Genomic DNA, 18,973 nt, shown 5'->3' with positions numbered 1-18,973 from the left:
ATCAGCAGACCGGAACTGCCATCGCGCCGTGCGCCAGGCAGTAGCGCAACCAGTCAGCGAGGAACTGGTTTATCTGATGTTTTTCATCACGCTGATGCAGTTTTTTATTAGGATAATCATAGCGCGCTTTGAAACGATAGATCTGTTGAGTTGAACACACTTCGGCGACCATCGCATCGTGGTAGAGCCGCACCGACATCGAAGGCAGGCTCCAGTAGCTCACGGCAGGCGCCACCTGGCGGATCTCCACCAGCGTGGTGTAGCGCGTCGACTCCTGAATCGTCAACTGATAACGGGCGCCACTCACCTGATAGATCACCGATGCGCCCGCGTCATCATCACGTGGCAGCAGGCGGCGTAACTGGGCGAAATTGGTTTCGCACAGCCGCATCATTTCGGGAAAGTCAGGGGTATAGCGCTGTTTCATTGTGGTATCCACTCTTCTCGTAGTTTCTCATGGTGCAACGCCAGCCATTGCAAGGCGATGACAGACGCCGCATTGTCAATAATCCCCTCTTCCACCCAGCGATAAGCCTGTTCGCGACTCACCACATGGACAAGAATATCCTCATTCTCTTCCTCCAGACCATGGCATCCTGTTGCCTGGCTGGCATCCACTTCCCCAATCAGCACCGATAAACGTTCACTGGTGCCTCCGGGGCTGGCCAGGTAATTAAGCATTGGCTTAATCCGTCCGACCTGTAATCCTGCTTCTTCGACCGCTTCGCGACGCACCACCTGTTCAACGGTTTCACCGGGATCGATAATGCCGGCCACCATCTCCAGCAGCCAGGGCGATGCACTGCTGTCATAGGCCGGAATGCGGATCTGTTCGATCAGCACCACTTCGTCGCGTAAGGGATCATAAGGTAGCAGCACGGCGGCATGTCCGCGCTCAAAAACTTCGCGCTGCACTTCGGCGCTCATTTCGCCATTAAAACGGCGGTGACGGAAGCGATAGCGTACCACTGAAAAAAAACCATCGTAGACGGTTTCGCGTGCAATAATTTCTACATCGTTTTTTGTAAAAGTCACAGGGGATTTTTTTTCTTCCGACATCATCTGGTTCCTTATGCAGATTGGGGTGGAGCGAAAAAAGCCTGGCACAGTGCTCCGTCTGAGTGGTTCTTTCTGAATTATTTACGTAAATTAGGGGAAGAAGGCACGTTCAGCCAACTTATCTCACAGTTGCCCTCTGCTAGAATCGGCGATAATTTTTTGGCTTACCCGGCAGCGCTACCACTGCAATTTGCTGCAACAAAAGGAATGCAAATGAAAAAACTGCTCCCATTTTTTATTGGGCTGAGCCTGGGCGGTTTCAGCTTCGCCAGCCAGGCCGAAGACCTGCTTCAGGTTTATCAACAAGCACGTCTGAGCAACCCGGATCTGCGCAGCGCCGCTGCCGATCGCGATTCTGCCTTTGAGAAAATCAACGAAGCGCGTAGCCCATTATTACCGCAGCTCGGTCTGGGTGCGGATTACACCTATAACAACGGCTACCGTGACAGCAGCGGTCTTCATTCCAACACGACCAGCGGCACGCTGCAATTAACCCAGACAATTTTCGACATGTCGAAATGGCGCGCCCTGACCCTGCAGGAAAAAGCCGCCGGCATCCAGGACGTTACCTATCAGGTTGCGCAGCAGGATTTGATTCTGAACACCGCGACCGCTTACTTCAACGTACTGAAAGCGATTGATACCCTTTCTTACACCGAAGCGCAGAAGCAGTCGATCTATCGCGAACTCGATCAAACCACCCAACGTTTTAACGTCGGCCTGGTGGCGATCACTGACGTGCAGAACGCCCGTGCGCAGTATGACAGCGTATTAGCTAACGAAGTCACCGCGCGCAACAATCTGGATAACGCGGTTGAATCACTGCGCCAGATTACCGGCATGGATTATCAGGCTCTGGCGTCGCTCAATATCGACCGCTTCAAAACCGATAAGCCAGATGCGGTCAGCGCGCTGCTCAAGCAGGCTGAAAGTCGTAACCTGACGTTGCTGTCTGCCCGTCTGAATCAGGATCTGGCACGTGAGCAGATTCGTTCAGCAGAAACCGGCCACATGCCAACGCTGGATCTGACTGCCTCAACCGGCATGTCCAACAGCAAATATGGCGGCAGCCGCGCTAACCAGAGCGCCGGTACGACCGATTCGATTACCGGTTCTAACCAGGTTGGCCTGAGCTTCTCTCTGCCACTCTACAGCGGCGGCAGCGTGACCTCGCAGGTGAAACAGGCGCAGTATAATTTTGTCAGTGCCAGCGAGCAGCTGGAAAGTGCGCACCGCTCAGCGGTGCAGACCGTGCGCTCATCGTTTAACAACGTGAATGCATCGATCAGCACCATCAACGCCTACAAACAGGCTGTGGTCTCAGCGCAAAGCTCACTGGATGCGTCTGAAGCCGGTTATCAGGTCGGTACGCGTACCATCGTCGATGTGCTGGATGCGACCACCGCGCTGTATAACGCTAAGCAGCAGCTTTCTGATGCGCGCTACAGCTACCTGATCAACCAGCTCAACATCAGCTATGCACTGGGAACGCTCAACGAGCAGAACCTGCAGGCGCTGAACAGCCAGCTGGGTAAAGAGATCCCAACGTCACCAGAAACGGTGGCACCGGAAAACGCGCAGCAGACCGCGCGCGTGGATAATGGCCCGTCTGCCAACGGCTCTGCCGCCGCAGCACGCCCTGCAGCTCGTAACAGCAGCAGCAATCCTTTCGGTAACTGATGACGATGACGGGTCGCTTTGCGGCCCGTCTCTCTATCGAACGTATAGCTAAGTAAAGATCCCTACAGTATCAGGCCCTCAGCTTCAATTTTGACCCCTCATCCCCTATTCTATGCGCTACCTTTGGGCACAGGATAATCATAATGAAACGCACAAAATCTATTCGCTATGCCGCTTTTCGAAAGAGCTGGCAGGCACGCCATTTAACGCCCGTCGCGATCGCCGTTTCGGCGGTATTTATGCTGGCAGGTTGTGAACAAAACGATGAATCCGTCTCGATGTATCAGAATGCGGATGACTGTTCGAAAGCCAATCCAGGCCAGAGCGCGCAGTGCACCACCGCCTTCAATGAAGCCAAAAAAGAGGCAGAACGCACCGCGCCTAAATATGCGACCCGTGAAGATTGCGTCGCCGAATTCGGCGAGAATCAGTGTCAGCAGGCTCCGGCTCAGGCTGGCGTCGGCAGCACCAACAATGCGGAAGCGCAACAGAGCGGCGGCAGCTTCTGGATGCCACTGATGGCCGGTTACATGATGGGCCGGATGATGGGCGGCGGCGCAGGCTTCGCTCAGCAACCGCTGTTTTCACCCAAAACCCCTAACAGCCCGGCAAACGGTCAGTTTGTTGATGCGTCCGGTCGTAACTATGGTGCTGCCACCTCAGGCAAAACCATGAATGTGCCGAAGACGGCGCTGGCACCGAAGCCTGCCACCACCTCGACCATCACCCGTGGTGGCTTTGGCGAGACGGTAGCCAAACAGAACAGCATGCAGCGCAGCAGCGCTACCGGCACCTCCAGCCGGACGATGGGAGGCTAACGCCCCGATGCAACGCATTGCCATTTCAGAACGCCCAGGCTGGCGGGAAAAAGCCACCGAGTTCGGTTTTCGTTTTCATACCATGCACGGCGAGCCGTACTGGTGTGAAGATGCTTACTACCAGTTTACGCTGGCACAAATTGAACAGCTTGAGGACGTCACCGCTGAGCTGCATCAGATGTGCCTGCAGGTGGTCGACAAAGTCGTTAACGATGAAGCGTTGCTGACCAAATTCCGCATCCCCAAACATACCTGGGATTTTGTGCGTGATTCCTGGCATCAGCGTCAGCCTTCGCTCTATTCCCGTCTTGATCTCGCCTGGGATGGCAAAGGCGACGCCAAATTACTTGAGAACAACGCCGATACGCCGACCTCACTGTATGAAGCGGCATTTTTCCAGTGGCTGTGGCTGGAAGACCAGCTCAGCGCCGGGCAGTTGCCGACAGGCAGTGACCAGTTCAACAGCCTGCAGGAAAAGCTGATCGCACGCTTTGCCGCATTGCATCAGCAGCACGGTTTTAACTGGCTGCATTTCGCCTGCTGCCGCGACACTGACGAAGATCGCGGCACGGTGCAGTATCTGCAGGATTGCGCCACCGAAGCGGGCCTGCCGAGCGAATTTCTCTACATAGATGAAATTGGTCTGGGTGAAAAAGGTGAGTTTACCGACGTCCACGACCAGGTCATCAGCAACCTGTTTAAGCTCTATCCGTGGGAATTCATGCTCCGCGAGATGTTCTCCACCAAGCTGGGCGACGCCGGCGTACGCTGGCTGGAGCCGGCCTGGAAAAGCATTCTGTCGAACAAAGCGCTGCTGCCAATGCTGTGGCAGATGTTCCCGAATCACCCTAACCTGCTGCCCGCCTTCTTTGCCGAAGATGAGGTGCCGCCGATGGACAAATATGTGGTGAAGCCGCTGTTCTCTCGCGAAGGCGCCAATATCCGCATTGTTGAAAACGGTCAGGAGATTGCCCGCGTCGACGGTCCGTATGGCGAAGAAGGTATGATCGTCCAGCAGTTCCATCCGCTGCCGAAATTTGGCGACAGCTACACGCTGATCGGTAGCTGGCTGATTGACGATCAGCCGGCCGGTATTGGCCTGCGTGAAGATCGCGATCTGATCACTCAGGATCTTTCCCGTTTCTATCCGCACGCCTTCATCGAGTAATACCCTGACAAACAGACCCGCCCTGGGTCTGTTTGCATTCAGCCGACCTGCACCGACAACATACTGATCGCGCCCATCTCCATTCCATCCACCGGAATGCTGATCGCTTCCCCTTTCTGGCGTGCGCCCAGCACATATAACAGTGGCAGATAGTGTTCTGGCGTCGGGTTTGAGAGCGCAGCACCAGGATGCTGCATAAAGTTGACCAGCGGATGCGAAGCCGCGTCACTCTCTGACGTCAGGTTGTCACGCACAAACTGCTCAAAACTGCTGGCCCACGGATAGACCTCATCGCCACCGTCCCAGCGCACCTTTCTCAGGTTATGCACCACGTTACCACTGGCAACAATCATCACGCCCTCGTCACGCAGCGCCGCCAGCTTCTGGCCCAGTTCAAAATGCCAGGCCGGCGATTGGGTACTGTCGATACTTAACTGCACCACCGGAATATCCGCCTGCGGGTACATCTTGATCAGCACCCCCCACGAGCCATGATCGAATCCCCAGCTGTGATCCAGCTGTACCGGAATTGGCGCTAACAGACTGACAAGTTGTTCAGCCAGTTCCGGCGATCCCGGCGCCGGATAGCGGGTATCAAACAACGCCTGCGGAAAACCGCCAAAATCATGCAGGGTGCGAGGATGTGCCATCGCCGTTACTGCGGTGCCACGCGTATACCAGTGGGCCGAGACCGCAATAATGGCGCGGGGTCGCGGCAGGGTATCGCCCGCGTGACGCCACGCGGTGGTATAGCGGTTCTCTTCCAGGGCGTTCATCGGGCTGCCATGGCCCAAAAACAGCGCTGGCATACGTGACTGGCTCATAACGGGTTCTCAGAATTGAATGTTTGATAGCCACTACGATACGCGCTTTACCCGCTATATCACGCGGATAAGCCTGATGATGATGCTCAGAAAATCTGAATAAGATTGATGATAAAGGAGATGACCGATCGGGGATAACAGCAGACGAAGGCTGGCTGACGGCTCAGATTGCCGCCACAAAAGCGGACGTGCGGATTAAGCGCCGGTAAAACAGGCCGGGCTGGCCTGTTTTACCGCGTCATCACGCTGATTAGCTGGCGTGACGCGTTTCGTGGCTACGACGCCAGGCCACTAAATCCTCAATCGTTACCACTGGCATATTGTGTTGTCTGGCAAAGGTAATGGCTTCCGGCGCATGCGCCATGGTGCCGTCATCGTTGGTCAGTTCGCACAGTACGCCTGCCGGCTTGAAGCCCGCCAGAGTAACCAGGTCGATGGTTGCTTCGGTGTGACCGCCACGGGTCAGCACACCGCCTTCGCGCGCGCGCAGCGGGAAGACATGACCAGGGCGATTGAGATCGCTGGGTTTAGCGTTATCGGCAATCGCGGCACGAATGGTGGTGATACGATCCTGGGCAGAAACCCCGGTGGTCACACCTTCGGCCGCTTCAATCGTCACGGTAAAACCGGTGCCGTAGGAGCTGGTGTTGTTCTCCACCATCATCGGCAGATCTAACTGCTGGCGACGCTCTTCAGTCAGGCAAAGGCAGACGATGCCGCTGCCGTGGCGAATGGTCAGCGCCATCTGTTCAACGGTCATGGTTTCCGCGGCGAAGATCATATCGCCTTCGTTTTCACGATTTTCATCGTCGAGCACCATCACACCGCGTCCCTCACGAAGGGCGGCGATAGCACGTTCTACACGCTGTTCAGGCGTGCCAAATTCAGAAAGTAGCGTCTGATTCATGGTAATAAAAACCTTTAAATGTATGGGTTACCAGAATCAGGGCGTGCTTAGGAGTGACGTCAAAAAGACGTGGCAATAACGTGAAGCAGACACAATTGTCCGACAGATGTCGTTACCCTCTCCCATCCGGACTGTAACCGTCGGCCCCGGAATTACACCGGATCTGCTGACCTTCATGGCGAATTTTCATCATCATGAAGCGCTCGCGGGCTTTCAGCCTAAGCTGATTTACCGCCGGTGGGGAATTGCGCCCCGCCCTGAGAATAAGCGTTTTTACTATAGCGCCGATTATCTGGAGCGGCAATCATCAATAGTGCAATTGCTTTTGCATTTCCTGCGTTGCCGATTTGAGGTTTATCCTTTTCATTTCTGGCATTACACTTAACCGTTATCAGGTTAGTAAAATGCTGACACAGCTCCCCGAAACCAGGAAATCATCATGATCGACACGAAAAAAATTGAACAACTTGCACGTCAGGTTCACGAAGCGATGCCGAAAGGGGTACGTGAGTTTGGTGATGATGTCGAAAAGAAAATTCGTCAGGTTCTTCAGGCGCAGCTGACGCGTATGGATCTGGTCAACCGTGAAGAGTTTGATGTGCAGACGCAGGTGTTGCTGCGTACGCGTGAAAAACTGGCGGCGCTGGAACAGCGTCTGGCACAGCTGGAAAGCCAGAGCGGCGCAACGCCGACAGCACCAGCCACCAGCGCACCCGTTGCTACGGCAAACACCGCAGCGGCGGGCGCAGCGACCTCTCCTGCCGCGTCACCCGCACCGTCAGTGATCACTACTCCAGATGTAGTCAAACCTGATACTGACAGCAACAACTAATCACCGGTTTAGCGGGAGCAGGTCTCCCGCTGACTGCGGGTGTTAGCTGTCGCCGCGAATGGTTTTAATGATATTGGTGGTTGAGATGCCATCTTCAAAATTCAGCACCTGCACGTCTCCGCCGTTGGCCCACACCTCTTTACTGCCGGCGATATCTTCCGGTTTGTAATCACCGCCTTTCACCAGCAGATCCGGCAGGATACTGGCGATCAGCCGCTGCGGCGTATCCTCTTCAAATACCACCACCCAATCTACCGCTTCCAGCGCACCGAGTACGATCATGCGGTTTTCCTGCGGGTTAACCGGGCGGCTCGCGCCTTTCAGCCGTTTGGTTGACGCATCGCTATTCACCGCCACGATCAGGCGATCGCCCAGCTTACGCGCATTGGCCAGATAAGAGACGTGACCGGCATGCAGGATGTCGAAAACACCGTTGGTCATCACCACTTTTTCGCCACGCCGACGCGCCATTTCGACTGCCGCTTTCAGCTCCGCTTCGGTCATGATGCCGAAGCCCTGCTCCGGACGGGCATGAATCGCATTTTCCAGCTCAACGGTGCTGACGGTGGAGGTCCCGAGTTTACCCACCACTACGCCAGCGGCGGCATTGGCGAGGAAACAGGCCTCTTCCAGCGAGTCACCAGCCGCTAACGCCGCAGCCAGCACGCCGATAACCGTGTCGCCCGCACCCGTCACGTCATAAACTTCCTGGGCCTGAGTCGGCAGATGCAACGGCGCTTTGCCGGGTTGTAGCAGCGTCATGCCATTTTCTGAACGGGTCACCAGCAGCGCGGAGAGATCGAAATCAGCGATCAGCTGCATACCGCGCGCCACGATCTCCTCTTCGTTTTTACACTTACCGACCACCGCTTCGAATTCAGACAGATTAGGTGTCAGCAACGTTGCGCCACGGTAGCGGGCAAAGTCGGTGCCTTTCGGATCGATCAGCACCGGGACGTTTGCTTCGCGCGCCAGGGCGATCATGGTCTGCACGCTGCAGAGCGCGCCTTTGGCGTAGTCAGACAGCACCAGTGCGCCCGCAGCCGCCAGCGAAGCACGCATTTTTTGGTGGATCGGTTCGGGATCGACCTGATCAAAACCCTCTTCAAAGTCGAGGCGGATCAGCTGCTGGTTACGTGACAGCACGCGCAGTTTGGTGATGGTCGGATGGCTTTTCACCGCCACGAAATCGCAATGTACATTGACGTCTTTCAGCGTGTTACTCAACACGCGCGCCGCATCATCTTCACCGGTCAGGCCAATCAGCCGTGAGGCGGCACCGAGTGCTGCAATGTTCATCGCCACGTTTGCTGCGCCGCCAGGACGCTCCTCAACGGTGTCCACTTTCACCACCGGAACCGGTGCTTCAGGCGAGATACGGCTGGTAGGGCCATACCAGTAACGATCCAACATCACATCGCCAACGACCAGCACTGAGGCTTGGCCGAACGCGGGCAGAGTAACTTTCATTCCAGACACTCCAGACTGCATTAAAAATAGTGCGCGGATGATAGCACAGTTGCGATTTGTGCTATCAGCATCACGCCGGGAGAGACGCGGGCGAGTTAAGCCAGCGCTGCCAGCTGGCAACAACCGTTTGCCGTTCGGCGGCGAAAGCATCCGGCTCCACATGGCCGGGCAGCTCCTGCAATGCCCGATGGTGCAACGCATCGCGCAGCGTAACGTACGCCTGCGTCAGCGCCTGCGCTTCATCGGCGGGCATTTTATGGTATTTCGCCATCAGTTCAAAAATACGCACATTGTCGGACCAGCGCGTCAACTCAGGTTGTTCAGCGGCGTAGCGTAAGACAAGATATTGGGCGATGAATTCAATGTCGGTGATTCCACCCTGATCGGTTTTAATCTCCCAGCGTCCTTTATGCTTGTTACTGAGGTGAGCGCGCATCTTTTCTCGCATTTCTCGCACTTCAGTCTGTAACGCCTCAGCGGGACGCGGCAGACAGAGGATCGCCTGGCGGATGGCATTAAAACGTTCGCCCAGCGCAGGTTCGCCAAACACCACGCGCGCCCGCACCAGCGCCTGATGCTCCCAGGTCCAGGCCTCATTGCGCTGATACTCGTCATACGCTTCAAAGGTGCTGACCAGCATGCCCGCCGCGCCGGAAGGACGTAGCCGCGCGTCTACTTCATACAGAATGCCGGATGAGGTGCGGGTACTGAACAAGTGCATAATGCGCTGGGCGAGGCGCAGATAGAACTGGCGGCCATCAATGCTGCGCTCTCCTTCGGTCACCGCATCTGCCGGGCAATCGTGCAGAAAGACTAAATCGAGATCGGAACTGTATCCCAGCTCCCAGCCGCCCAGTTTGCCGTAGCCCAGCACCGCAAAGCCGCGTTCGTGCTCATTACTCAGGTGCGATGGCCGGCCGTAGCGCTGCACCATCATATGCCAGGCCTGGCGTACCACCGATTCGATAATCGCCTCGGCCAGCCAGGTGAGGTGATCGCTCACTTTCATCACCGGTAGCGTGCCGGCGATGTCGGCAGCGGCAATACGCAGATGCTGCGCCTGCTTAAACTGACGCACCGCCTCAAGCTGCTGCTCCTCATCATCGGTGGGAATTCGCATCAGATACTGACGCAACTCATCACGGTAGGCATCAGTGGCGGTGGGCTGGTAGAGCGTGGCCGGATCGAGCAGTTCGTCCAGCAACAGCGGGTGCCGGGCCAGCTGGCTGGCCACCATCGGCGAAGCGGCGCACAGACGGATCAAATGCCGCAGCGCACCGTGATATTCGGTTAATAATTCGAGGTAGGTGCTGCGGGTCAACACGCCAAGCAGTAACGGCGTCAGGCGGCTGAGCGTGACGGCAGCATCGTCGCGCGGACAGACTTCGCTTAACAGACGCGGCATCAGCTGGTCCAGCGCCTGACGACCGCGCGGGCCGATGGTGCGCCGGCTGATATCCTGGCGAAACGCCTCCAGCGTCTGGTGCAGCGTGCGGCACTGTTCATCGCTGAGTTGTGGCACCAGCGGTGCCAGTTCGCTCTCTTCCAGCGGGTCCTGCCACAGCATCTGGTATTCCGCCAGCTCGCGCTGATCGCCAATCTCTGGCGTATCTTCGCCAATCAGCTCATCAAAAATAGCGCGAACCGCCGCCATCTGGCTTTCGAGTGCCGCCATCAGGGCGGGCCAGTCCGCGCTGCCCATCGCCCATGCCAGGCGGGCGCGATGCAGCTCATCTTCAGGTAAAGTCTGGGTCTGCTCATCACCCAGGCTTTGCAGCAGATTCTCCAGCCGCCGCAGGAACAGATAGGCTCCACGCAGCGCATCGACCTGCTCTGTGGGTAATAACGCCAGCGCTTTTATCGCTTCCAGCGTCGGCAGTAAGGCGCGCAGTTGAAGTGAGCGCTCACGTCCGCCGCGAATCAGCTGAAACACCTGGACGATAAATTCGGTTTCGCGAATGCCGCCTGCGCCCAGTTTGATGTTGTTTTTCAGGCCGCGCCGCCGCACTTCCCGGCTGATCATACCTTTCATGTTACGCAGCGACTGAATCACGCTGAAGTCGATATAACGCCGGTAGACGAACGGCCGCAGCATCTGTTGTAACTCCTGGCTCCAGCGATCGTGCTCGTCTCCCATCAGTCGCGCTTTGACCATCGCGTAACGTTCCCAGTCGCGTCCCTGCTCCTGGTAATAATCTTCCAGAGCGGCAAAGCTCATGACCAGCGGGCCGCTGTCGCCAAACGGACGCAGACGCATATCAACCCGGTAGACAAAACCATCCATGGTCGGCTGATCAAGCACCTTAATCAGCCGCTGTCCCATGCGGGTAAAAAACTGGGCATTATCCAGTTCCCGCCGTCCGCCGCGGGTGCTGCCGTTTTCCGGCCAGGCAAAAATCAGGTCGATATCGGATGAGAAGTTCAGCTCGCCGCCGCCCAGCTTACCCATACCGAGGATCAGCATCGGTTGCGCTTCGCCATCGGCGTTGCAGGGAGTACCAAAATCACGACAGCAATCCTGATAGACCCAGTCGCGCGCCCGGCTGATTAACACTTCCGCCAGTACGCTTAACTGCTGCAGGCTCTGTTCCGTGCTGGCGTGTTGCAGGCACTGCATCCAGGCGATACGCACCAGCATCCGGCGGCGAAACAGTCGCAGTTCGCGCATCAGGCTGGCTTCGCTATCAACCGTCGTCATCACCTGATTCAGCCAGTCAGCGTAGTGCTGCCACTCGTCAGCCTGCGGCGGCGCATGACAGATCGCCTGCCACCAGTCGGGATGCTGTTGCAGGTTTTCCAGCACAAAATCACTGAAAGCCAACCCGGCCGCCTGCTCCGTGCTCAGCGAAGCAAGGGGAACCTCAAGCTGCTGCGCGGCGCGTGCCGCCTGTTCGCGTAACAACGCGGGAAGTGCTGACAACATAAATCCCTCCATGATGGCGTGGCACAGGTCAGGTTAGCGGGCAGACCCGCTGGTGAGCCAGAACGGTGGCTGTTTCAGCGCCTGCGTCGTCAGCCAGGCTAATCCGGCTTCCTGTTGCTCATGAATCGCTGACAGCAGCTGTTGCCATGGTGCCAGCCAGACCGCCACATCTTCCTGCGGATAAGCGCCGGCCAGTAAATGCACCGCCAGCAACTGGCGCGACAGGCGGGTCGCTTTATCCCGATACTCATTAGGCTGCTTAACCGTGCTGAAGGTCTCTCTGAGATCGGCATTAATGCGGCTCAGCATGATGTCGCCAAAGCGTTTAAACGAACCTTGTAATTTGGCCTGGCCTTTGACATCCACCCACTGCTGCCATTGCGATTCCACCAGCCAGTGCGTCAGCGCCAGCTGGGTTTCCACCGCCAGCGATGAGAGGCAGAAGCTGGTTGCATCCACCTCGTCGTTGACCAGCGTCTCTTCCAGCGTGGTCAGCTGCTGACGCAAGGCGCTGCTGGCCTTGCGCGGCACCAATGCACCAAACAGGGAAAACGCCTGACGCAGCACATCCAGCGCTTCACGCACCGCATCCTGTGCCGCTGCGTTGCCGCGCAGCCAGACTTCTTCGTGATACTGCCAGTGACTGAGACCGGCCGACATAGCTGCCACCATGCCCTCTTCTACCGTGGCTTTGGTACCGGCTTTCAGCAGCGGGAAAGGACGCAGCTGACGCGGCGGATTGCCCTGCGCCAGCTGATAACCGCGTGCGGCTTTGCTCAGGCTGCCCATGCGCAGGCCGCCTTGCGCCACCAGCTGTCGGGCAATGGCCAGCATATCTTTTCGTTCACCGCGCTTTAATTCCAGTTCGATTTCGCACAGCGGTTCGCTCAGGTCGCCCGCCGTGACGTCGCCCTGATCAAACGCCAGCTCAATCTCGCTGTCGCCGATGGTGATCAGCCAGGTTTCACGCTGGAAATGCGTGGTAAACAGCGGCTGTAACCGTGACTGCAACGCCGCAATGTCGGTGCCCTGCGGCCAGATGTCAGCGGGCAGCTGCGCAATATCCAGCGTGGGCTCGCTCAGGTCGACATTATATTCCGGGCGCTGATGCAGCCCGCCAAGCGTTTTACCGGCCGCTTTCAGCGTCATTTCATAACGCTTATCGACGCCACGGATGCGCAATCCCATATCCCAGCGTCGCAGCTGGTTATCGTCGGTTTCAAAATAGATGTTGGTCAGCTCGCGCGCAGGCTGATGCTGATGCGGCCACGCCGCGACAAGGTCAGCCAGTTTCCCGGCCGCCTGAGGAGTTGCAATGAACTTTAGTTCGATTTCGATGGTCATAATTTTTTATTCACTACGCCGCTGGCACTTAAGAGGATGTTTCCTGCATATTTCAGGCGATAATCAGCAGGTTACTCATGCTGTCGCCTGGAGGGCAAGGGGTTATCAGGCGAAGATTAATGCACAGAAGCCGCGCTGTCTCTGCTTTCTTTGTGCTTTCGCAGACCTTTTCGCACTCTCATGAGACCAGGATAGTTCTCATAGTGATTTATGTGAGGCCTCTCCAGACTGTGCCGGTAAATTTTTAGTCAGACTAAGCAAAACGAAATCGAATGAAAAAAATCACACTCGCTGGACTCACTTTGCTGGCCCTCAGCACCCTTGCACCTGCCCACGCCGACGAAAAACGCTACGTGTCTGATGAATTATCGACCTGGGTTCGCAGCGGACCGGGCGATCAGTTTCGCCTGCTCGGTAAGCTGAATGCCGGGGAAGAGGTGCAGCTGCTTCAGACCAATAATGATACCCATTATGGCCAGATCCGTGACTCGGAAGGCCGCACCACCTGGATCCCCCTGTCGCAGCTGAGCGCCAGTCCCAGCCTGCGTACCCGGGTGCCGCAGCTGGAACAACAGGTTAAAGATCTTACCGCCAAGCTGGATAATATCGACAACAGCTGGAATCAGCGCACCGCTGAAATGCAGAATAAAGTCGCCAGTAGCGACGGCGTGATCAACGGGCTGAAGGGCGAAAACCAGAAGCTGAAAAACGAGCTGATCGTTGCGCAGAAGAAAGTCAGTGCGGCAAACGTCCAGCTCGATGACAAGCAGCGCACTATCATCATGCAGTGGTTCATGTATGGCGGCGGCGTGCTGGGTGTCGGTCTGCTGTTAGGTTTACTGTTGCCGCACATGCTGCCGCGCCGCAAGAAAAACGATCGCTGGATGAACTGACCCGTCTCTGCCGTTTTTCATCAGGGGATCGCCAGATCCCCCTTTTGGCATGCCTGCAATCTGCTGAATCTGTGCAACAATAGAGCAACATGCACTGCTGAAGTGTCGCGCGGGATGCGCCCGGCGTGCAGGTCATTTCTTTTTCTCTGGAGTTTTGCGTGAAGACGTTTCTTGTGGGCGGCGCAGTGCGTGATGCACTGCTGAAGCTGCCGGTTAAAGACAAAGATTGGGTGGTGGTCGGTGCCACGCCCGAGGCCATGCTTGAGCAGGGCTATCAACAGGTCGGTCGCGACTTTCCCGTTTTCCTGCATCCTGACAGCCGCGAAGAGTATGCGCTGGCGCGTACCGAGCGGAAAAACGGGAAAGGCTATACCGGATTCGTGACCTGGTCCGCGCCCGATGTGACGCTGGAGCAGGACTTACAACGCCGCGATCTGACCATCAATGCGATTGCGCAGGATGAAAACGGCCGGCTGATTGACCCTTACCACGGCCAGCGTGATATCGCCCAGCGCCAGTTGCGGCATGTTTCTGACGCCTTCAATGAAGATCCGCTGCGGGTGTTACGCGTGGCGCGCTTCGCGGCGCGTTTCGCCCATCTCAACTTCCGTATTGCCGCCGAGACGCAGCAGTTGATGCAGCAAATGGTCAGCAGCGGCGAACTGGCCCATCTGACCGCTGAGCGGGTATGGAAAGAGACGGAAAAAGCGCTGACCAGCCGCAATCCGCAGGTCTATTTTCAGGTGCTGCGCGACTGTGGCGCGTTGCAGGTGCTGTTCCCGGAACTCGATAATCTGTTTGGCATTCCGGCGCCGGCGAAGTGGCATCCGGAGATCGACACCGGCGTGCATACCCTGATGACGCTGACCATGGCGGCCGCGCTTTCTGAATCAGTCGATGTGCGCTTCGCCACGTTGTTCCACGACGTCGGCAAGGCGCTGACGCCGCCTGAAAAATGGCCCAGCCATCATGGCCATGGCCTGGCGGGCGTGCCGCTGGTTGAGGCGATTTGCCAGCGTCTGCGGGTGCCTAATGCGATTCGCGATCTGGCGCTAATCGTCACCGAATTTCACGACATCGTGCATACCATTGAGCGCCAGTCGGCCGCCTCGCTGGTGGCGCTGTTTGATCGGATCGATGCCTGGCGCAAACCGCAACGCGTCGAGCAGATGGCGCTGACCAGCGAAGCCGATGCGCGCGGGCGTGCCGGTCTGGAAAGTATGGCGTATCCGCAGGGTGACTATCTGCGACGAGCGTTTGCGCTGGCGCAGGCGGTGCCGACCAAAGCGGTGATTGAGGCGGGCTTTAAAGGTGCAGAGGTGCGGGAGGAGTTAACGCGACGACGGATTGACGCCGTCGCGCAGGGTCTGGCTATACCGCAGCCTGACTAGCAGGCTGCGCTCGGTTTACATGAAGACCATGTAAACCGCTGCCGCCACGATAAAGCGGTAGATGGCGAATGAGACGAACGAGATACGCTTAATCAGCTCCAGGAAGGCTTTAATCGCGATCAGCGCCACCACGAAGGCGGTTACGAAGCCCACGGCGAACATCGGAAAGTCAGCCATGGTCAGGAAGCCGATGCTCTTGTACATATCCAGCACCGTCGCGCCCATCATCATTGGCACCGCCAGGATGAAGGAGAACTCAGAGGCCGCATAGCGGCTCACGCCCATCAGCATCCCGCCGGAAATGGTCGCGCCTGAACGAGAGAAGCCCGGCCACAACGCTAAGCACTGAAAGCAGCCAATCATAAACGCCTGACGATAGGTAATATCGTCGACGCCGACCGCTTTCGGCTGCTTCGGTTTGAGATACTCTGCCGCCAGCAGCAGCACGCCTCCCACCACCAGCGCATACATCACGTTGATCGGATTAAACAGCGTTTTGATCTGATCGTGCAGTACCAGCCCCACGACCACCGCTGGCACCATGCCCAGCAGAATGTGGATCAGTGATAAACGTCCGCTACCGACACCTTCATGTTTTACTTCACCGAAGTGGATACCGATCAGGCCAAACAGACGCCGCCAGAACATCACGACAACGGCCAGAATCGAGCCTAACTGGATAACCACCTCAAAGGTCTCTGCTTTCTCGCCCTCAAAGCCCAGCAGGTGACCCACTATAATCATGTGCCCTGTGGATGAGACCGGTAAAAATTCGGTCAGCCCTTCCACAACGCCCAGGATTGCAGCTACCCAAAGCTGATGAATATCTGCCATCAAATTTTTCCTCTATCCGTTTTAAAACCATTAAAAAGGCGCTAGCGCAAAGGCTATCGCCTGAAATCATGCCTGCATCAGCCTGAGTAAAACCTTAAGGTCTTAGGCCATTTCGCTTGCTCCAACGAAACGGCACTCGCTATGACAGACAGTAATTTGGTTTGGTTTCATTGTGATGGCAATCACATCGCATTTATTTAGGAATAGTCCCGCGCTCAATTCGCACGCCAACCTGCGCTGCCTGGGCGATAGCGCCCGGTTTGCTTACCTTTACGCGTACGCCAGGCGAATTGAAACGGTTCATCAACAGATCCGCGATTTCTTCAGCAACCCGCTCAACCAGCGCAAAACGACTGCCGGTCAGGTGCGTCAGAATCGCTTCAGAGACGTCGGCATAGCTGAGGCAATCGTTCACATTGTCGCTGCGCGCCGCCAGACGGTTATCCCACGCCATTTCGACATCGAGCACCAGCTTCTGCTGCATACCCTGTTCCCAGTCGTAAACGCCAATGGTGGTGAACACCGTGAGTTGTTCTATAAATACGATATCCATGATGATGGTCTCTGTTTTTGGCTAAGCCGGATACCACTTCCGGCGGATTATGCGTATTATCCACGGTTGATGAGATCAAAACGACCCAAAAGGTAACGGTACGGTGTTATGAGTGCTTTCGCGCCTGGTATGATTATTTTCGCGTATCTCTGCGGTTCGATTTCCAGTGCGATTCTGGTCTGCAAACTCGCTGGCCTGCCCGATCCCCGTACCCACGGTTCAGGCAACCCTGGCGCTACCAACGTGTTACGCCTTGGTGGTAAAGCGGCAGCAGCCTGCGTGCTGGTGTTTGATGTGCTGAAAGGGATGGTGCCGGTCTGGCTGGCGTATCTGCTGCATGTGACGCCACTGTTTCTGGGCCTGACGGCGATCGCGGCCTGCCTCGGTCATATCTATCCGGTGTTCTTCCAGTTCCGCGGTGGCAAAGGTGTCGCGACGGCTTTCGGGGCGATTGCGCCGATTGGCTGGGACTTAACCGGACTGGTGACCGGCACCTGGCTGCTCACCGTGCTGCTCAGCGGCTACTCATCGCTCGGCGCGATTGTCAGCGCGCTGATTGCTCCGTTCTACGTCTGGTGGTTTAAGCCCCAGTTCACCTTTCCGGTTTCGATGCTCTCCTGCCTGATCCTGTTACGCCATCACGACAATATTCAGCGTTTGTGGCGCGGTCAGGAAGGAAAGATCTGGAAGCGTAAGAAGAAATCGCAGGAATAAAAAAAGCCGGCTAAGCCGGCTTTTTTACCTTCAGATGGCGGGGAGTTCCGCCAGCGGCCAGCGTGGTCGTACGCTGACGCCTAATCCCCCGCGCGTTCCGCCTTTCAACCGCACCATGCCCGCATACGCGATCATCGCACCGTTATCGGTACAGAACTCAGGGCGCGCGTAAAATACTTCTCCGCCACGCTTCTGCATCATCACCGCCATCTGCTCACGCAGCGTCCGGTTGGCGCTGACGCCGCCGGCAATCACCAGACGTTTAAAACCGGTTTGATCCAGCGCGCGCTTGCATTTGATCGCCAGCGTGTCGACCACCGCATCTTCAAAGGCCCGGGCGATATCAGCGCGGGTCTGCGCGTCATCATCATTGGCGCGGATGGTGTTGGCGGCAAAGGTTTTCAGGCCCGAGAAGCTAAAGTCCAGCCCCGGACGATCGGTCATCGGACGCGGGAAGGTAAAGCGTCCTGCCGTTCCCTGCTGCGCCATCTTCGACAGCATCGGTCCGCCAGGATAATCCAGCCCGAGCAGCTTGGCAGTTTTGTCGAACGCCTCACCGGCCGCATCATCGATTGATTCGCCCAGCAATGCATATTCACCGATACCGGTGACGCTAATCAGCTGGGTATGCCCGCCCGATACCAGCAGCGCCACAAACGGAAATGCAGGCGGATTGTCTTCCAGCATCGGTGCCAGCAGGTGGCCTTCCATATGATGAACCGGCACCGCGGGCACTTTCCAGGCGAAGGCCAGCGCGCGGCCAATAGTGGCACCGACCAGCAGCGCGCCGACCAGGCCCGGACCGGCCGTATACGCCACCGCATCGATCTGATTCGGCGCTAACCCAGCCTGTTTCAGCGCCGCCTGAATTAACGGCACCGTTTTACGCACGTGGTCGCGTGATGCCAGTTCCGGCACCACACCGCCATAATCGGCGTGCAGTTTTACCTGGCTGTACAGCTGATTCGCCAGTAACCCGGCCTCATCGTCATAAATTGCGATGCCGGTTTCATCGCAGGACGTTTCAATACCCAGAATTCGCATTGCATCACCTCTTTCTCGCGGCGCGCAGTTTAGCACAGCAATTGTGCGGGCAGAGCGGGCAATCCCCGCAAAAAGTCATTTTCTGTCGGCTAAAGAGTACGCTATACTCCCGCCCCTGGAAAAACCGGCAGCCGCACAGGCAAACGCTCCTGTTGGTTTCAAATTATCCATGGTGCTTTACAAACCAACGCGAGTTGGAGTAAAATGCTGCACCATTTTGAAATGTGCTGGCGCCGCAGTCAGCAGCAAAAACCGAATTTTATCGAGGTGAGAGTTACATGCCGGTAATTAAAGTACGTGAAAACGAGCCATTTGACGTAGCATTGCGTCGCTTCAAGCGTTCCTGCGAAAAAGCAGGCGTTCTGGCTGAAGTTCGTCGTCGTGAGTTCTATGAAAAACCTACTACCGAACGTAAGCGCGCTAAAGCGTCTGCAGTTAAGCGTCACGCCAAGAAACTGGCTCGCGAAAACGCACGCCGCACTCGTCTGTACTAATTTCTTCTGGAGGTCCGCCTCCACC

General features: G+C 56.8%; 18 protein-coding genes and 1 riboswitch. Of the genes, 8 read left to right on the top strand and 10 right to left on the bottom strand.

Annotation, left to right across the window (positions count from 1 at the left end):
- Position 1: 1 nt before the first annotated feature.
- Complete coding sequence (locus tag ACLIBF_RS03260; protein WP_031376508.1) at positions 2-427, bottom strand: DUF1249 family protein; 426 nt, start codon at positions 425-427, stop codon at positions 2-4.
- Complete coding sequence (gene nudF, locus ACLIBF_RS03255; RefSeq protein WP_031376507.1) at positions 424-1,059, bottom strand: ADP-ribose diphosphatase; 636 nt, start codon at positions 1,057-1,059, stop codon at positions 424-426. The genes ACLIBF_RS03260 and nudF overlap by 4 nt, the downstream gene beginning before the upstream one ends.
- 213 nt (positions 1,060-1,272) lie before the next feature.
- On the opposite strand from nudF, the gene tolC reads away from it, so the two are divergent.
- The 3 genes from tolC (at position 1,273) to ACLIBF_RS03240 (ending at position 4,725) form a co-directional block, all read left to right on the top strand.
- Entirely contained in the window at positions 1,273-2,739 is a 1,467-nt protein-coding gene (gene tolC, locus ACLIBF_RS03250) for an outer membrane channel protein TolC (RefSeq protein ID WP_031376506.1), read from the top strand.
- Between the two features lie 143 nt (positions 2,740-2,882).
- Positions 2,883-3,557 carry a DUF1190 family protein gene (locus tag ACLIBF_RS03245; protein WP_031376505.1) on the top strand — a complete coding sequence of 225 codons (675 nt, stop codon included), beginning with the start codon at positions 2,883-2,885 and terminating at the stop codon, positions 3,555-3,557.
- 7 nt (positions 3,558-3,564) lie between these two features.
- A complete protein-coding gene (locus ACLIBF_RS03240; RefSeq protein ID WP_031376504.1) occupies positions 3,565-4,725 on the top strand; it encodes a glutathionylspermidine synthase family protein in 1,161 nt (386 codons plus the stop codon).
- Positions 4,726-4,763: 38 nt separating this feature from the next.
- Here ACLIBF_RS03240 and ygiD read toward each other — a convergent pair whose 3' ends face one another.
- Positions 4,764-5,549, bottom strand: coding sequence for a 4,5-DOPA-extradiol-dioxygenase (gene ygiD / locus ACLIBF_RS03235; RefSeq protein ID WP_279810205.1), 786 nt, complete (start codon positions 5,547-5,549; stop codon positions 4,764-4,766).
- 250 nt (positions 5,550-5,799) lie between these two features.
- The gene (gene ribB, locus ACLIBF_RS03230; protein ID WP_046289251.1) at positions 5,800-6,456 is read right to left on the bottom strand and encodes a 3,4-dihydroxy-2-butanone-4-phosphate synthase; all 657 of its coding nucleotides are present in this window, start codon (positions 6,454-6,456) and stop codon (positions 5,800-5,802) included.
- A gap of 110 nt (positions 6,457-6,566) precedes the next feature.
- Positions 6,567-6,725, bottom strand: a riboswitch (FMN riboswitch).
- Between the two features lie 170 nt (positions 6,726-6,895).
- Between ribB and ubiK the strand changes: the two genes are divergently transcribed.
- Entirely contained in the window at positions 6,896-7,288 is a 393-nt protein-coding gene (gene ubiK, locus ACLIBF_RS03225; protein WP_031376501.1) for a ubiquinone biosynthesis accessory factor UbiK, read from the top strand.
- Positions 7,289-7,330: 42 nt separating this feature from the next.
- On the opposite strand, the gene hldE is transcribed toward ubiK, so the two are convergent.
- The 3 genes from hldE to ACLIBF_RS03210 form a co-directional block, all read right to left on the bottom strand.
- Positions 7,331-8,758 (bottom strand): bifunctional D-glycero-beta-D-manno-heptose-7-phosphate kinase/D-glycero-beta-D-manno-heptose 1-phosphate adenylyltransferase HldE, encoded by a 1,428-nt coding sequence (gene hldE / locus ACLIBF_RS03220; protein ID WP_031376500.1) that lies wholly within the window; start codon positions 8,756-8,758, stop codon positions 7,331-7,333.
- 70 nt (positions 8,759-8,828) lie between these two features.
- The gene (gene glnE, locus ACLIBF_RS03215; RefSeq protein WP_279810204.1) at positions 8,829-11,681 is read right to left on the bottom strand and encodes a bifunctional [glutamate--ammonia ligase]-adenylyl-L-tyrosine phosphorylase/[glutamate--ammonia-ligase] adenylyltransferase; all 2,853 of its coding nucleotides are present in this window, start codon (positions 11,679-11,681) and stop codon (positions 8,829-8,831) included.
- A 33-nt stretch (positions 11,682-11,714) separates the two neighbouring features.
- Positions 11,715-13,025, bottom strand: coding sequence for a CYTH domain-containing protein (locus tag ACLIBF_RS03210; RefSeq protein WP_031376498.1), 1,311 nt, complete (start codon positions 13,023-13,025; stop codon positions 11,715-11,717).
- A gap of 272 nt (positions 13,026-13,297) precedes the next feature.
- On the opposite strand from ACLIBF_RS03210, the gene ACLIBF_RS03205 reads away from it, so the two are divergent.
- Together ACLIBF_RS03205 and ACLIBF_RS03200 are read left to right on the top strand one after the other, a co-directional pair.
- The gene (locus ACLIBF_RS03205) at positions 13,298-13,918 is read left to right on the top strand and encodes a TIGR04211 family SH3 domain-containing protein (protein WP_069729240.1); all 621 of its coding nucleotides are present in this window, start codon (positions 13,298-13,300) and stop codon (positions 13,916-13,918) included.
- A 158-nt stretch (positions 13,919-14,076) separates the two neighbouring features.
- A complete protein-coding gene (locus tag ACLIBF_RS03200; RefSeq protein ID WP_031376497.1) occupies positions 14,077-15,309 on the top strand; it encodes a multifunctional CCA addition/repair protein in 1,233 nt (410 codons plus the stop codon).
- A gap of 15 nt (positions 15,310-15,324) precedes the next feature.
- Here the strand turns inward: ACLIBF_RS03200 and bacA are convergent, their stop codons facing one another.
- Together bacA and folB are read right to left on the bottom strand one after the other, a co-directional pair.
- Positions 15,325-16,143, bottom strand: coding sequence for an undecaprenyl-diphosphate phosphatase (gene bacA / locus ACLIBF_RS03195; protein ID WP_031376496.1), 819 nt, complete (start codon positions 16,141-16,143; stop codon positions 15,325-15,327).
- Between the two features lie 193 nt (positions 16,144-16,336).
- Positions 16,337-16,696, bottom strand: coding sequence for a bifunctional dihydroneopterin aldolase/7,8-dihydroneopterin epimerase (folB, locus tag ACLIBF_RS03190; protein WP_031376495.1), 360 nt, complete (start codon positions 16,694-16,696; stop codon positions 16,337-16,339).
- A 108-nt stretch (positions 16,697-16,804) separates the two neighbouring features.
- Here folB and plsY point away from each other — a divergent pair, with 108 nt between their 5' ends.
- Positions 16,805-17,410, top strand: a complete 606-nt coding sequence (plsY, locus tag ACLIBF_RS03185) for a glycerol-3-phosphate 1-O-acyltransferase PlsY (protein WP_046289254.1) — start codon at positions 16,805-16,807, stop codon at positions 17,408-17,410.
- A 30-nt stretch (positions 17,411-17,440) separates the two neighbouring features.
- Here the strand turns inward: plsY and tsaD are convergent, their stop codons facing one another.
- Complete coding sequence (tsaD, locus tag ACLIBF_RS03180; protein ID WP_069729241.1) at positions 17,441-18,454, bottom strand: tRNA (adenosine(37)-N6)-threonylcarbamoyltransferase complex transferase subunit TsaD; 1,014 nt, start codon at positions 18,452-18,454, stop codon at positions 17,441-17,443.
- Between the two features lie 278 nt (positions 18,455-18,732).
- On the opposite strand from tsaD, the gene rpsU reads away from it, so the two are divergent.
- The gene (gene rpsU, locus ACLIBF_RS03175; protein WP_001144069.1) at positions 18,733-18,948 is read left to right on the top strand and encodes a 30S ribosomal protein S21; all 216 of its coding nucleotides are present in this window, start codon (positions 18,733-18,735) and stop codon (positions 18,946-18,948) included.
- The last annotated feature ends 25 nt before the right edge of the window (positions 18,949-18,973 follow it).

The organism is Pantoea sp. PGP6 (genome assembly GCF_053474785.1).
Note: the sequence above shows the minus strand (reverse complement) of the source record. Positions and strands in the feature narration are given on the sequence as shown.